This is a genomic window from Streptomyces sp. NPDC101151 (assembly GCF_044768335.1).
GTDB lineage: Bacteria > Actinomycetota > Actinomycetes > Streptomycetales > Streptomycetaceae > Streptomyces.
This window is the reverse complement of record NZ_JBIWPP010000023.1, coordinates 79924-94078: the sequence shown is the minus strand read 5'-3', so window position 1 is coordinate 94078 and position 14155 is coordinate 79924. Positions and strand designations below refer to the sequence as shown.

At 70.5% G+C, this 14155-nt stretch carries 12 protein-coding genes; 7 read left to right on the top strand and 5 right to left on the bottom strand.

The genetic code is table 11. The features are described from left to right. Nucleotides 1-70 precede the first annotated feature (70 nt). The 4 genes from ACIRU3_RS32600 to ACIRU3_RS32585 form a co-directional block, all read right to left on the bottom strand. On the bottom strand, nt 71-904 hold the full coding sequence (locus tag ACIRU3_RS32600) for an S-methyl-5'-thioadenosine phosphorylase (protein WP_404063957.1): 834 nt from the start codon (nt 902-904) through the stop codon (nt 71-73). Between the two features lie 102 nt (nt 905-1006). Further along, entirely contained in the window at nt 1007-1345 is a 339-nt protein-coding gene (locus tag ACIRU3_RS32595) for an FmdB family zinc ribbon protein (protein WP_404063954.1), read from the bottom strand. Between the two features lie 67 nt (nt 1346-1412). After that, nucleotides 1413-2708: an MFS transporter gene (locus ACIRU3_RS32590; protein ID WP_404063952.1), complete on the bottom strand. Its 1296-nt coding sequence runs from the start codon at nt 2706-2708 to the stop codon at nt 1413-1415. Between the two features lie 384 nt (nt 2709-3092). Continuing rightward, nucleotides 3093-4649: a potassium/proton antiporter gene (locus tag ACIRU3_RS32585; protein ID WP_404063949.1), complete on the bottom strand. Its 1557-nt coding sequence runs from the start codon at nt 4647-4649 to the stop codon at nt 3093-3095. Between the two features lie 217 nt (nt 4650-4866). On the opposite strand from ACIRU3_RS32585, the gene ACIRU3_RS32580 reads away from it, so the two are divergent. Further along, a complete protein-coding gene (locus ACIRU3_RS32580; protein WP_404063946.1) occupies nt 4867-7656 on the top strand; it encodes a penicillin acylase family protein in 2790 nt (929 codons plus the stop codon). A gap of 97 nt (nt 7657-7753) precedes the next feature. On the opposite strand, the gene ACIRU3_RS32575 is transcribed toward ACIRU3_RS32580, so the two are convergent. Further along, nucleotides 7754-8335: a 5-formyltetrahydrofolate cyclo-ligase gene (locus ACIRU3_RS32575; protein WP_404064104.1), complete on the bottom strand. Its 582-nt coding sequence runs from the start codon at nt 8333-8335 to the stop codon at nt 7754-7756. A 133-nt stretch (nt 8336-8468) separates the two neighbouring features. Between ACIRU3_RS32575 and galU the strand changes: the two genes are divergently transcribed. The 6 genes from galU (at nt 8469) to glpR (ending at nt 14089) form a co-directional block, all read left to right on the top strand. Continuing rightward, nucleotides 8469-9380, top strand: a complete 912-nt coding sequence (galU, locus tag ACIRU3_RS32570) for a UTP--glucose-1-phosphate uridylyltransferase GalU (protein ID WP_404063943.1) — start codon at nt 8469-8471, stop codon at nt 9378-9380. Next, nucleotides 9377-10699 carry a gephyrin-like molybdotransferase Glp gene (gene glp / locus ACIRU3_RS32565; protein WP_404063940.1) on the top strand — a complete coding sequence of 441 codons (1323 nt, stop codon included), beginning with the start codon at nt 9377-9379 and terminating at the stop codon, nt 10697-10699. The genes galU and glp overlap by 4 nt, the downstream gene beginning before the upstream one ends. Nucleotides 10700-10825: 126 nt before the next feature. Continuing rightward, entirely contained in the window at nt 10826-11305 is a 480-nt protein-coding gene (gene moaC, locus ACIRU3_RS32560; protein WP_404063937.1) for a cyclic pyranopterin monophosphate synthase MoaC, read from the top strand. Next, nucleotides 11302-11874, top strand: coding sequence for a molybdenum cofactor biosynthesis protein B (locus ACIRU3_RS32555; RefSeq protein WP_404063935.1), 573 nt, complete (start codon nt 11302-11304; stop codon nt 11872-11874). The genes moaC and ACIRU3_RS32555 overlap by 4 nt, the downstream gene beginning before the upstream one ends. A gap of 20 nt (nt 11875-11894) precedes the next feature. Further along, complete coding sequence (locus ACIRU3_RS32550) at nt 11895-12599, top strand: GNAT family N-acetyltransferase (protein ID WP_404063932.1); 705 nt, start codon at nt 11895-11897, stop codon at nt 12597-12599. A 185-nt stretch (nt 12600-12784) separates the two neighbouring features. After that, on the top strand, nt 12785-14089 hold the full coding sequence (gene glpR, locus ACIRU3_RS32545; RefSeq protein ID WP_404063929.1) for a gephyrin-like molybdotransferase receptor GlpR: 1305 nt from the start codon (nt 12785-12787) through the stop codon (nt 14087-14089). Nucleotides 14090-14155: the final 66 nt, after the last annotated feature.

Here is a 14155-nt window from a genome sequence, read left to right as displayed (position 1 = left end):
AATTCCGCTCGGTCCGCCGCCGGGTTCCCCACCGGGCGGCCTCGGTACGAGCGCCGCCCCGCCCCTGGTGCTACGGCAGCTCGAAGCCCGGATCCATCCCGCCGAGCGCGTTCCTGCACAGGCAGTCCCGCGCCCCGGTCTCCGGCAGCGCCGCCACCGCGTCGAAGAGCACACCCCGCAGCCTGTCCACGTTGGCCGCGAACACCCGCAGCACCTCTTCGTGCGAGACGCCCTCACCGGTCTCGGCGCCGGCGTCCAGGTCGGTGACCAGGGTCAGCGACGTGTAGCACAGCTCCAGTTCACGGGCGAGCGCCGCCTCGGGGTGGCCGGTCATGCCCACCACCGACCAGCCCTGCGCCTGATGCCACAGCGATTCGGCGCGGGTCGAGAAGCGCGGCCCCTCGACCACGACCAGGGTGCCGCCGTCCACCGGTTCCCAGTCGCGTCCGCGCGCCGCCTTCAATGCGGCGGCACGCCCGGTGGGGCAGTACGGGTCGGCCACGGACACGTGCACCACGGTGGGCACGGTGCCGTCGGGCAGCGGCAGCCCGTCGAAGTACGTCTGCACCCTGGACTTCGTACGGTCCACCATCTGGTCCGGCACGAGCAGGGTGCCCGGGCCGTACTCGGGACGCAGCCCGCCCACCGCGCACGGTCCGAGGACCTGCCGGACGCCGACCGAGCGCAGGGCCCAGAGGTTGGCGCGGTAGTTGATGCGGTGCGGCGGCAGATGGTGGCCGCGGCCGTGCCGGGGCAGGAAGGCGACCCGCCGGCCGGCGATCTCGCCGAGGAAGAGGGAGTCGCTGGGCAGCCCGTAGGGGGTGTCCACCAGGACCTCGGTCACGTCGTCGAGGAACGAGTAGAAGCCCGAGCCGCCGATTACGCCGATCTCTGCGTTCGCCATGACGAGCACACTAGCTGGCCGCGAAAACGCGCAGGAGCGGGAGTCGGGGTACACCTGAGGCCCTGCAGTCGCACGACGACAGGGCCTCGGGGGAGGAAGATCTCAGGCCGCGGAGCTGCTGGCGGAGCCCGACGAGGACGACGACGAAGACGACGACGAGGACGTCGACGACTTCGAGTCGGACGACGACTTTGCGTCGGAGGACGACGAGGTGGACGTCGAGGAGCCGGCCGCCTTCGACGCCGGGCTGCTGCTCGACGTGGAGCCGCGGGAGTCGTTGCGGTAGAAGCCGGAGCCCTTGAAGACGATGCCGACCGCGGAGAACACCTTCTTCAGGCGGCCACTGCAGTCGGGGCACTCGGTGAGGGCGTCATCGGTGAACTTCTGCACCGCCTCGAGGCCCTCGCCGCACTCGGTGCACTGGTACTGGTAGGTCGGCACTGTCTTCCTCCTGGCACTCTCACTCGATGAGTGCTAACGACGTTCCATAGTGACGTATTCCCGGGGATCAGTCCACCGTCACCGGCACGCGGTGACCGACGCCACGTGCGACGGTACGGTTCCGGGGCCGGACGACGAGCAGCGAACGCAGGGCAACCAGGGTGGCCAGCGCGATCAGGGTGCCGGCCATCGGCACGAGGAATCCCGCGCCGTCCCACAGGCGGTCCTCCAGCTGTCCGGCGACCGTGACGGCGGCGGCCTGACCGAGCGCGACCGCGCCGGTCAGCCAGGTGAAAGCCTCGGTGCGGGCTGAGGCCGGCACCAGGCCCTCGACCAGGGTGTAGCCGGTGATCAGGGCCGGCGCGATGCACATGCCGACCAGCAGGCCGAGACCCGCCAGCAGCAGCACCGAGTGTGCCGTCCACAGCGCGGACGCGACCAGCGCGAGCGCCGTGTAGCCGACGACGAGACGCCGCTGCGGGGCGACCTTCCAGGCGATGGCGCCGCAGACGATGCCGGAGAGCATGTTGCCCGCGGCGAAGGTGCCGTACAGGACGCCGTTCAGGCCGGGCTCGCCGATCGACTCGCTGAACGCCGCAAGCGACACCTGCATGCCGCCGAAGACCGACCCGATGCCCAGGAAGGTCACGACCAGCACCCGCACGCCGGGGACGCGCAGTGCCGAGGCGCGCTCCACGCGCGCGTGCCCGCTCTCGCCGGTCACCGGAGGCTGCGTGCTCTTCTGCGCGGCGAAGAGCAGACCGCCGACGAGCGTCAGCGCCGCCTCGGTCATCAGGCCGGCGGCGGGGTTCACGGCGGTGCACAGGGCGGTCGCCAGCAGAGGGCCGAAGACGAAGGTCAGCTCGTCGGTGACGGACTCGAACGCCGCCGCGGTGGTCATCAGGGGCGAGCCTTCGAGCTTCACGCCCCAGCGTGCGCGCACCATGGGGCCGACCTGCGGCACCGAGGCGCCGGTCGGCACGGCCGCCACGAACAGCGCCCACAGGGGGGCGTGCGCCAGCGCGAGCGCCGTCAGGGTCAGGCTCGACAGCGTGTGCACGAGGACACCGGGGATCAGGACGGCGCGCTGCCCGTAGCGGTCGGCGAGGCGGCCGCTGTACGGCGCGAACAGTGCCATGGAGACGCCGGTGGCGGCCGCGACGGCGCCGGCGGCGCCGTACGAGCCGGTGGTGTGCTGCACGAGCAGCACGATGGAGATGGTGAGCATCGCGAACGGCTGGCGCGCCGCGAAACCGGGGAGCAGGAACGTCCAGGCGCCGCGGGTGCGCAGCAGCTGTCCGTATCCCGGGCGGGACGGCGCCGGCGAGTTCTTCGCCGGTTCGGTGGTGACCGTGGATGCCACGGCCCGTGCCTTTCTACCGCCTGGTAGCGCGCCCGTGCGGGGGCACCGAGAGCTGTCCTCTTGCGCGGAACTGCGGTAGATACCGGTGCCACGGTGGTGGGCGCTCCGGCCGCCATACGGTCGCGCCAGCTCTGCGTCAGGCAGAGTTGGTTCGATCAGGGTGCCTTTATGTTACAGGGGTCAAGGGCTTGTGAGCCTGTGAAAATGAGCACCATGGCGCATGTTCACCTGGGATTGGTTACAGTGTGAAATGGATGAAATAAACCCTTAACGCGCGCCCTCGCAGCTCATGCCCGCATCGAGCGCCTCACGTGCTCCATGCCGCGCGTACTCGGCGCCCGCGCCCGCACTCGGCGCCCCGTACTCGGCGCCCCGCGCTCGTGCTCAGCGCCCCGCGCCCGCCCCGTTCGTGCCCAGCCAGCCGGCCAGCTTGCCGCCGTGGGCGACCGCGCGCAGACGTCGTTCCGCCGCGTCGCGTACCGGGTCGGTGGCGACCACGAGGAGTTCGTCCCCGTGCCGCAGGACCGTCGAGGGCAGAGGGACAAACGATTTTTCCTCGCGGACGACCAGAGTGACGGCGGCCCCGGGCGGCAGCCGCAGCTCGCTGACCTCGACGCCGTGCATCCGGGAGCTCTCGGGGATCGAGATGGACAGCAGGTGCCCGCGCAGCCGCTCCAGGGGCGCCGACTCGATGCCGAGGTCGGACGCCTCGCCCTGCTCGCCCAGGCGCAGCAGGCGCCCCAGCCAGGGCAGGGTCGGCCCCTGGACGAGGGTGTAGACGACGACCAGCACGAAGACGATGTTGAAGATGCGGTGGCTGGCGTCGACACCGTTCACCATGGGGATCGTCGCCAGGATGATGGGCACCGCGCCGCGCAGCCCGGCCCAGGACATCAGGGTCTGCTCCTGCCACGGCACCCGGAACGGCGTCAGGCTGAGCACCACGCTCACCGGGCGCGCCACCATGGTCAGCACGAGCCCGATGACCAGGGCGGGCCAGATGTCGTCACCCAGCTCGTGCGGGGTGACCAGCAGGCCGAGCAGGACGAACATGCCGATCTGGGCGATCCAGCCGAGCCCCTCGGCGAAGCCCCGGGTGGCGGGCCAGTGGGGCAGCTTGGCGTTGCCGAGCACCATCGACGCGAGGTAGACCGCCAGGAAGCCGCTGCCGTGCGCCAGTGCGCCGGCCGCGTAGGCCGTGACCGCGATCGCCATCACGGCGATCGGGTAGAGACCGGAGGCGGGCAGTGCCACGTGCCTGAGCCCCCAGGAGCCGAGCCAGCCCACGGCGAGGCCGATGGCCATGCCGATTCCCAGTTCCAGCGCTATCTCGCCCACCAGCACGTACCAGTGCTCGAACGGTCCCGCCTGGGAGAAGGCCACGACCAGGATGACCACAGGGGCGTCGTTGAACCCGGATTCCGCCTCCAGCGTGCCCGTCACGCGCGAGGGGAGGGGGATTCTGCGCAGCACGGAGAAGACCGCCGCCGCGTCCGTCGAGGACACCACCGCCCCGATGATGAGCGCCTGCCGCCACTCCAGCCCGATCAGGTAGTGGGCGCCCGTCGCCGTGACCCCGACGCTGATCCCGACCCCGACCAGCGCCAGCGTGGAGGCGGCCGGCAGGGCCGGTTCGATCTCCTTCCACTTCGTGCCGAGACCACCCTCGGCCAGGATCACGACCAGGGCCGCGTACCCGATCAGCTGGGTCAGCTCGGCGTTGTTGAAGTGGATGTTCCCGATGCCGTCCTGGCCCATGAGGACGCCGATCCCCAGGTAGACGAGCAGGCTGGGGAGCCCGCTGCGCGAGGAGATCCGCACCGCCGCGACGGCGACGAGGAGGACCAGGGAGCAGACGAGCAGGAGCTGGTTGAGGTGGTGAACAGTCAGCGGCGGTTCCCTTCCTTGGCTCGCGCGCGGGGCGCGTGAGCTCACGTACACAAGACCCGAGGCTGCGGCGCACCGCACCCAAGTACTTCGTTACCTTACCTAACTCTTGACGCTTTCTTGACGCTCGCCGAGGCAAGATCGAACGCCCGTGCGCGCTGGTTCCCTACTCCGCGTCAAGCGGCGCGGGGCCCTGCGCCTATGGTTGCTCCAGCGCTCATTCAAAGTCACAGCCCGACCTGCCGCTCGCGTTAGGACAGCAAGGACAGCGATGCCCCCCAACACCACCGCCACAACGGGTGAGACCGCCACCACAGGTGCCACGCCCGTCAAGTCCGGCAGGAAGAAGGGGCGCAAAGCCCGACTGATCGTGCTGGTGCTGGTCCTGGCCCTCATCGGCGGCGTCGCCTACGGGGCGTACTGGTCGATCAGTACGGTCCGTGCCTCCTTCCCGCAGACCAAGGGTTCGATCACGCTCGACGGCCTGTCCGGGCCCGTCGACGTCAAGCGGGACGGCTACGGCATCCCGCAGATCTATGCCTCGTCCGACGAGGACCTGTTCATGGCGCAGGGCTACGTCCAGGCGCAGGACCGGTTCTACGAGATGGACGTGCGCCGGCACATGACCTCCGGGCGCCTGTCGGAGATGTTCGGCAAGGGCCAGGTCAAGAACGACGAGTTCCTGCGCACCCTCGGCTGGGACCGGATCGCGAAGCAGGAGTACGACACCAAACTGTCGGCCTCCACGAAGAAGTACCTCCAGGCGTACGCCAAGGGAGTCAACGCCTACCTTCAGGGCAAGGACGGCGAGGACATCTCCCTCGAGTACGCGGCCCTGGGCTTCACGAACGACTACACGCCGCAGAAGTGGACGCCGGTCGACTCCGTCTCCTGGCTGAAGGCGATGGCCTGGGATCTGCGCGGCAACATGCAGGACGAGATCGACCGCGCCTTGATGGCCAGCCGTCTCGGTCCGCAGCAGATCGAGGACCTGTACCCCGAGTACCCCTACAGCCGGCACAAGCCGATAGTCCAGGAGGGCCAGTACAACGACCTGGCCAAGAGCTTCCAGCAGGGCACCGGCACAGGCGGCTCTCAGGGCGCGAACGGCACGACCGGCTCCTCCACCGGCTCCTCCGCCTCGACCACGACCGGTTCGGCGCTCACAAGCCAGCTGGCGGGTCTCTACAAGGTCCTGGACGACGTGCCTACCGCCGTCGGAGTGAACGGCCAGGGCATCGGCTCCAACTCCTGGGTCGTCTCCGGGGAGTACACCATCACCGGCAAGCCGCTGCTCGCCAACGACCCGCACCTGTCGCCGTCGCTGCCGTCCGTCTGGTACCAGATGGGCCTGCACTGCCGCAGCGTCTCGAGCAAGTGCCAGTACGACGTCACCGGCTACACCTTCGCCGGCATGCCCGGTGTGATCATCGGCCACAACGCGAACATCGCCTGGGGCATGACCAACTCCGGTGTCGACGTCACCGACCTGTACCTGGAGAAGCTGAGCGGCAACGGCTACCTGTACGACGGCAAGGTCCGGCCCTTCAAGACCCGCGAGGAGACGATCAAGGTCGCCGGCGGCCAGTCCAAGCCGATCGTCGTACGCCAGACCGCCGACGGGATGCCGCTGCTGTCCGACCGTGACGACGAACTCGTCGAGGTGGGCAAGAAGGCCGCAGTCAACACGGCCGCGCCCGACCGCGGCGACGGCTACGGCATCGCCCTGAGGTGGACGGCGCTCGACCCGGGCACCTCCATGGACGCCGTGTTCGCCATCGACAAGGCGGCCGACTGGAGCGACTTCCGCTCCGCGGCGGCCCTGTTCGAGGTGCCCTCACAGAACCTGATCTACGCCGACACCCAGAACCACATCGGCTACACCCTGCCCGGCAGGATCCCCACCCGCTCCTCGGTGGACGACGGCTCCATCCCGGCACCGGGCTGGGACTCGAAGTACCGCTGGACCGGCTTCGTCAAGCAGGACGAGCTGCCCTACGAGTACAACCCCGAGCGCGGCTACATCGTCACCGCCAACCAGGCCGTGGTCGACCAGGACAAGTACCCGTACACACTCACCACCGACTGGGGCTACGGCACCCGCAGCCAGCGCATCACCGACCTGATCGAGGCCAAGATCAAGGACGGCGGCAAGATCTCCACCGACGACATGCGCCAGATGCAGCTGGACAACAGCAGCGAGATCGCCAAGCTCCTGGTGCCCAAGCTGCTGAAGATCAACCTCGACGACAAGAACGTCCGGGAGGCGCAGAAGCTGCTGGAGGGCTGGGACTACACCCAGGACGCCGACTCCGCGGCCGCCGCCTACTTCAACGCCGTGTGGCGCAACATCCTCAAGCTCGCCTTCGGCAACAAGCTCCCCAAGGAGCTGCGCGTCAAGGGCCAGTGCCTGTGGGTCGACAAGATCGACGGCACCGGTCCGGTGGACGACGACACCAAGGTGCGCGAGTGCGGCCGACGCGACGCCGACCAGGCGCAGCCGGACGGCGGCGACCGCTGGTTCGAGGTCGTGCGCAAGCTGATGGACAAGCCGGACAGCGACTGGTGGAAGACCCCCGCGTCGGGCACCCGTCCCAAGGCGGAGAACCGGGACCAGCTGTTCGCCCGCGCCATGATCGACGCCCGCTGGGAGCTGACCGCGAAGCTCGGCAAGGACATCGACACCTGGAGCTGGGGCCGGCTGCACCGCCTGTTCCTGAAGAACCAGACGCTCGGCACCGAGGGCCCCAAGTTCCTGCAGTACGTCCTCAACCGCGGCCCCTGGAAGCTCAGCGGCGGCGAGGCCACCGTCAACGCGACCGGCTGGAACGCCGCCGGCGGCTACGGCGTCGTGTGGGTGCCGTCCATGCGGATGGTGGTCAACCTCGCCGACCTCGACAAGTCCAAGTGGATCAACCTGACCGGAGCCTCCGGGCACGCCTACAGCGCTCACTACACCGACCAGACGAGCAAGTGGGCCGACGGCGAGTTGCTGCCCTGGTCGTTCTCGGACAAGTCGGTCGACAAGAGCACGAGCGACACACTCGTCCTCAAGCCGTGAGCCGCTGACTCACGCCGAAGACGGGCCTCCACGCGCGCGCGTGGAGGCCCGTCTCGTACGAGACCGGGGACCGGTTCGCCAGGTGCCCGCGAATGCGTCAGGTGCCCGGGAAGCGGCGCACGCCCGACGGCGTCACCACCGCGTGCACCGGCCGGTCATGCGCCTCCGCCGGGACGCGTGCGACGACCTCCGTGTCGTACAGGAGCACCACGAGCGCGGGACATGCGCCCGCGCGCTCCAGGCGGGCGAGCACGCGGTCGTACGAGCCTCCGCCGCGGCCCAGCCGCATCCCGCGCGCGTCCACCGCGAGCCCGGGCAGCAGGACGACGTCCGCCGCGGTCACGGCCGCCGGGCCGAGGTGCTCGCCGGAAGGCTCGAACAGGGCCATCTTTCCGCCGTGTTGGATCCGCGCGAGGGAGTCCGGACCGGCATACTCGCCCCAGTCCAGGTCGTTGTCGGGCAGCAGTGCAGGGAGCAGGACGCGCACGCCCCGCGCGCGCAGCGCGTCCAGCAGCGCGAGCGTGTCGGGCTCGCTCCCGACGGAGACGTACGCCGCCACCGTGCGCGCACGCGCCAGTTCGGGCAGCTCAAGGGCGCGGGCGGCCAGAGCGCCGCCCGCCTCCTGTACGACATCCTCCGTCAACCTGTTCCTCACCGTGAGGAACTCCCGTCGCAACATTCGCTTGTCAGGCTCGGCCATGCGTCCGTCGTGTTCCACTGGTCGCTCTTGCACCCTTCTTAATGTGCTCATATGAGGGCCAATTAACCGGAGCCACGGATTCCATACAAAGGCACCGGATAAGGTTGCGGGCATGACTCAGTTGCACCCCAGGATCAGCAAGGCTGTCATTCCCGCAGCAGGCCTCGGTACCCGGTTCCTGCCGGCCACCAAAGCCACTCCCAAGGAGATGCTGCCGGTCGTTGACAAGCCGGCGATCCAGTACGTGGTCGAGGAGGCCGTGTCGGCGGGGCTCGACGATGTCCTCATGATCACCGGACGCAACAAGCGTCCCCTGGAGGACCACTTCGACCGCAACTACGAGCTGGAATCGGCGCTGCAGAAGAAGGGCGACGCCCAGCGGCTCGCGAAGGTGCAGGAGTCCAGCGACCTGGCCACCATGCACTACGTGCGCCAGGGCGACCCCAAGGGCCTCGGCCACGCCGTCCTGTGCGCGGCCCCGCACGTCGGCCACGAACCCTTCGCCGTCCTTCTCGGTGACGACCTCATCGACCCCCGTGACCCGCTGCTCCAGCGCATGATCGAGGTCCAGGAGCAGCACGGCGGCAGCGTGATCGCGCTCATGGAGGTCGCGCCCGAGCAGATCCACCTCTACGGCTGCGCGGCCGTGGAGACCACGACCGACGGCGACGTGGTCAGGGTGACCGGCCTGGTCGAGAAGCCGGACCCGGTGGACGCCCCGTCCAACTACGCGATCATCGGCCGCTACGTCCTCGACCCGCACATCTTCGACATACTGCGCAAGACCGAGCCCGGCCGTGGTGGCGAGATCCAGCTCACCGACGCCCTTCAGCAGCTCGCCCAGGACGAGAAGGTCGGCGGCCCGGTGCACGGCGTCGTCTTCCAGGGCCGCCGCTATGACACCGGCGACCGTGGCGACTACCTGCGTGCCATTGTCAGACTCGCGTGCGAACGTGAAGACCTGGGCCCGGACTTCCGGACCTGGCTTCGCAGTTACGTAGCCGAGGAGATGCAGCAACGTTGAGCAGCGCCGCGACCCGCCCCACCGGCCCGGACCACCTCTGGTCGGTGGACGAGCACCTGGAGGACATCCTCACCACCGTCCGTCCCCTCGAACCCATCGAGCTGCAGCTGCTCGACGCCCAGGGCTGTGTCCTGGTCGACGACATCACGGTGCCGGTTTCCCTGCCACCGTTCGACAACAGCTCCATGGACGGGTACGCGGTGCGGGTCGCGGACATCGCCGGCGCCGGCGAGGAGTTCCCGGCCGTCCTCGATGTCGTCGGGGACGTGGCGGCGGGCTCGGCCGACCTGGTCCGGGTCGGCCCCGGCCAGGCAGCCCGCATCATGACCGGCGCCCCGCTGCCGCCCGGCGCCGAGGCGGTCGTACCCGTCGAGTGGACCGACGGCGGGCTCGGCGAGGGGCCGGTGAGCGGGATGCGGGCGCGCAGCCTGGCCCCCGAGGGCGCCGCGGGGCACGTACGCGTGCACCGCCCCGCCGAGGCACGCGCGCACGTGCGCGCCAGGGGCAGCGATGTGAAGGCCGGCGACCTCGCCCTGGAGGCCGGGACGGTCCTCGGCCCGTCGCAGATCGCGCTGCTCGCCGCGATCGGCCGGGGCACGGTGCGGGTGCGCCCGCGCCCGCGCGTGGTCGTCCTGTCCACGGGCAGCGAACTCGTCCAGCCCGGCGAGGAACTGGGCCACGGCCAGATCTACGACTCCAACAGCTTCGCCCTCACCGCGGCCGCCCGGGACGCGGGCGCCATCGCCTACCGGGTCGGCGCCGTCGCCGACGACGCGGACACCCTCCGGTCCACCATCGAGGACCAGCTCATCCGGGCCGACCTGCTGGTGACCACGGGCGGGGTGAGCGTCGGGGCGTACGACGTGGTCAAGGAGGCGCTGTCGTACGTCGGCGACGAGGACGAGGCGGGCAGCGGCATCGACTTCCGCAAGCTCGCGATGCAGCCCGGCAAGCCCCAGGGCTTCGGCTCCATCGGGCGTGATCACACCCCGCTGCTGGCCCTGCCCGGCAACCCCGTGTCGTCGTACGTCTCCTTCGAGCTGTTCGTCCGCCCCGCGATCCGCACCCTGATGGGCCTCGAGGACGTCCACCGGCCCCGCATCCGGGCCTCCCTGAAATCGGACAAGGCACTCGGCTCGCCCAAGGGGCGCCGGCAGTTCCTGCGCGGAAGCTACGCCGACGGCGAGGTGACCCCCGTGGGCGGCTCCGGCTCCCACCTGATCGCCGCGTTGGCGCACGCCGACGCGCTGATCGTCGTTCCCGAGGACACGGAGTCCGTGGAGCCCGGCACGGAGGTGGAGGTCGTGCTGCTCGGCTGACCGAGGGCCGGTGGAGATCCGCAGGGGTCCTGGCCCGGTGCGCGGTCCGACTTGGCGGTACCGTGTCGCGCACAACAGGCCCGTGCACCGCACTGTGACGGGCCCGGACCGGGAGCGCCGCAGAGCATGAGTACGCAGGACCGACTGACGCACCTCGACGACGCGGGCGCGGCTCGCATGGTCGACGTATCCGGGAAGGACGTGACCGCGCGCACCGCCCGTGCGAGCGGCCGGGTCCTCGTGTCGCCGCGGGTGGTCGAGCTGCTGCGCGGTGAGGGGGTCCCCAAGGGGGACGCCCTGGCCACGGCACGCATCGCGGGCATCATGGGCGCCAAGCGCACCCCGGACCTGATCCCGCTGTGTCACCCCCTGTCGGTGTCCGGTGTGAAACTGGATCTGTCGGTCGCGGACGACGCCGTGGAGATCCGGGCCACCGTGAAGACGACGGACCGCACGGGCGTCGAGATGGAGGCTCTCACCGCGGTGACGGTCGCCGCGCTCACCGTGATCGACATGGTCAAGGCGGTCGACAAGGGAGCGGTCATCACGGACGTACGGGTGGAGGAGAAGACAGGCGGCAAGTCGGGCGACTGGAGCCGGGCATGAGCGGCGGGCCGTTCCTCGGCGGCGCCCTGACGGCGCCGTACAGCGCGCTGGTCGTCACCGCCTCCAACCGGGCGGCCGCGGGTGTCTACGAGGACAAGGGCGGCCCCCTCGTCGCCGCGGGCCTGAAAGGGTTCGGGTTCGCCGTGGACGGGCCTCGGGTGGTGCCGGACGGGGATCCCGTGGAGGCGGCGCTGAGGGCGGCCGTAGAGGCCGGATACGACGTCGTGGTCACCACCGGGGGCACCGGTATCTCGCCCACCGACCGGACGCCGGAGGCGACCCGCAGGGTGATCGACCACGAGGTGCCGGGCATTGCGGAGGCGATCCGGGCGTTCGGACGGGAGAAGGTGCCGACGGCCGCGCTCTCGCGGGGCCTGGCCGGAGTGGCGGGAGGGACGTTGATCGTCAATCTGCCCGGGTCCAGCGGCGGGGTGAAGGACGGGCTGGCCGTCCTGGAGCCGCTGCTGATGCACGCCGTCGATCAGATCCGCGGCGGCGACCACCCCCGGCCGTCCGGAGAGTCCTCGCCGGCCGGCGAGGAGCACAGACGCAGTGGGGGTGCGAGCTGAACAGCCCTTCCTGGCCCGTCGTGCTGGCGGACGGAGATGTCGTCCTCCGGCCGATAAAGCTGCGCGACCAGGGGGCCTGGCGTGAGGTGAACCGGCGCAACCGGGACTGGCTGCGCCCTTGGGAGGCGACCATTCCGCCGCCCACGCCGAGCGGGCCGATCGCGCACCGGCCGACCTACCGGCAGATGGTCCGGCACCTGCGCTCCGAGGCCAACGCGGGCCGGATGCTGCCGTTCGTCATCGAGTACCAGGGGCGGCTCGTCGGGCAGTTGACGGTCGCCGGGATCACCTGGGGGTCGATGTGCTCGGGGCACGTCGGCTACTGGGTGGACGAGGCGGTGGCCGGGCACGGGGTGATGCCGACGGCCGTCGCGCTCGTGGTGGACCACTGTTTCCGCACCGTCGGGCTGCACCGCATCGAGGTCTGTATTCGCCCCGAGAACCGGCCCAGCCGCCGGGTCGTGGAGAAACTCGGATTCCGCGAGGAGGGGCTGCGGCCGCGTTATCTGCACATCGACGGAGCCTGGCGCGACCATCTCGTCTTCGCGCTCACGGCGGAAGAAGTGCCCGAGGGGTTGCTCGGGCGGTGGCAGCGGGCACGCTCCGAGCGGGCGGCGCAGGCCCAGCGCGCATCCGATGCCGAGGGCGATTCCCGGGCGCCAGGTGCGTCGAGCGCCCCGGACGTGCCGCGAAGGCCGGAGAACACCCCGTGGAATCCGGCCTGAGACCAGAAATGGAATGCATGTTCGAAATTGATCGGTCGACGACTGCCTCGGGACATTCAATTTGCGACTTCGACGGTCCGCTGATCGCATCGATCGCAAAAAAAGCTGGAAATATCAGCCAGATCGTGCGACACACCGGCCCAATTGGCGGATGGCCTCAGGCAAACCCCTCTACCGTGTAAGGCGTGAGCAGCAGCGGCCTCATCTACGCAGTCATCGTCGGGGCCTGGGCCGCCTACTTGGTGCCGATGTGGCTCCGTAGGCAGGACGAGCTGAACGAAGCCCGTCCGACGGAACGCTTCAGCACCGCCATCCGGCTGCTGTCCGGACGGGCGGGGATGGAGCGTCGGTACGCCAAGGACCTGCGGGCGCGCTCCGCCCAAGAGGGGGAGCCGGGCACGGCCGATCCGGATGCCGTCACCGACTCGGTGGACGTCCGGGCCTTCGCCATGCCTCCGACCCGTCGTCAGGTACACGCGGACGCCGAGCCGGAGGTGTCCGGGCGGGCGGAGCTGGCCCGCGACAAGCCCGTCATCCCGGCGCCCAAGTCCCCTCCCGCGCACCACCCGGCCGGTGGTCCCGCGCACCACCCGGCCGGTGGTCCCGCGCGTCCCTCCGCCTCCGCCTCCGCGCGTCCCTCCGCCTCCGCCTCCGCGCGTCCCTCCGCCTCCGCCTCCGCACCCGCGCAGAATCGAGTGCCGGCCGCGCGGCGCGCACCCTCGGCCCAGGCGGCCGCAGCGCGCGCCCAACGCTCGAAGGCGCTCGCGCGCCGTCGGCGCACCACCGTGATGCTTTTCCTCGCCTTCACGCTCGGCGCGATCGTCGCCGCCGTCGGAGGCCTCGCCTTCCTGTGGGCGCCCGGGGTGCCCGCGGTACTGCTCAGCGGGTACATCGCCTATCTGCGCTCCCAGGAGCGCGGTCGCTTCGCCTACCAGATGGACCGTCGGCGTGCCGAGGTCGCGGCCCAGCGTCTGCGCGAGCGACAGCCGCGCCGGCGCGCACCCCTCGACGCGGGCTCCGGCGCCGACGAGTCGGAGGGGGGACCAGAGGCCGATACCGGCACCGGCGTCTCCGCCCTCGCCGCGGACCGTCGCGCGCTCGTCGAGCAGACCGACCACGCCGAGTGGGTCGACCAGCAGCGTGAGCGGCAGCGCAGGCCCGGGCACGGGGACAGCTGGGACCCGGTACCGGTGCCGCTGCCGACGTACGTGACCGCGCCGGTCGCGCCGCGGGCCACCTCCGACGTGGACCTCGGGGCGCCCGACACCTGGAGTTCGGCACGGTCCAGCTCGGTCGTGCCGGAACAAGAGGCGAGCCATGCATCGGAGACCGGGGCGGACGAGTCCGGGCTCGCGTCCGAGGACAGGTCGGCGGACGACCGCAGTGACGCGCGCCGCGCCGCCTCCGCCCGCCGGGCGCGCGAGCGTGGACGCACGCCTCTCTTCGACCAGTACGAGGACGGCGACCGCCCGCGCGCGGCCAACGAGTGAGCCGACGGGTGAGGGCGGTCACGCCCCTGGGAGCCCGCCCCTGACCAGTCAGGGAACGGATTTCCA

What these genes read in the sequence shown, in the direction of transcription:
- ACIRU3_RS32600 (WP_404063957.1), bottom strand. Translation starts at nt 904, where the DNA reads ATGGCGAACGCAGAGATCGGCGTAATCGGCGGCTCGGGCTTCTACTCG.
- ACIRU3_RS32580 (WP_404063946.1), top strand. Translation starts at nt 4,867, where the DNA reads ATGCCCCCCAACACCACCGCCACAACGGGTGAGACCGCCACCACAGGT.
- ACIRU3_RS32575 (WP_404064104.1), bottom strand. Translation starts at nt 8,335, where the DNA reads ATGTTGCGACGGGAGTTCCTCACGGTGAGGAACAGGTTGACGGAGGAT.
- galU (WP_404063943.1), top strand. Translation starts at nt 8,469, where the DNA reads ATGACTCAGTTGCACCCCAGGATCAGCAAGGCTGTCATTCCCGCAGCA.
- moaC (WP_404063937.1), top strand. Translation starts at nt 10,826, where the DNA reads ATGAGTACGCAGGACCGACTGACGCACCTCGACGACGCGGGCGCGGCT.
- ACIRU3_RS32555 (WP_404063935.1), top strand. Translation starts at nt 11,302, where the DNA reads ATGAGCGGCGGGCCGTTCCTCGGCGGCGCCCTGACGGCGCCGTACAGC.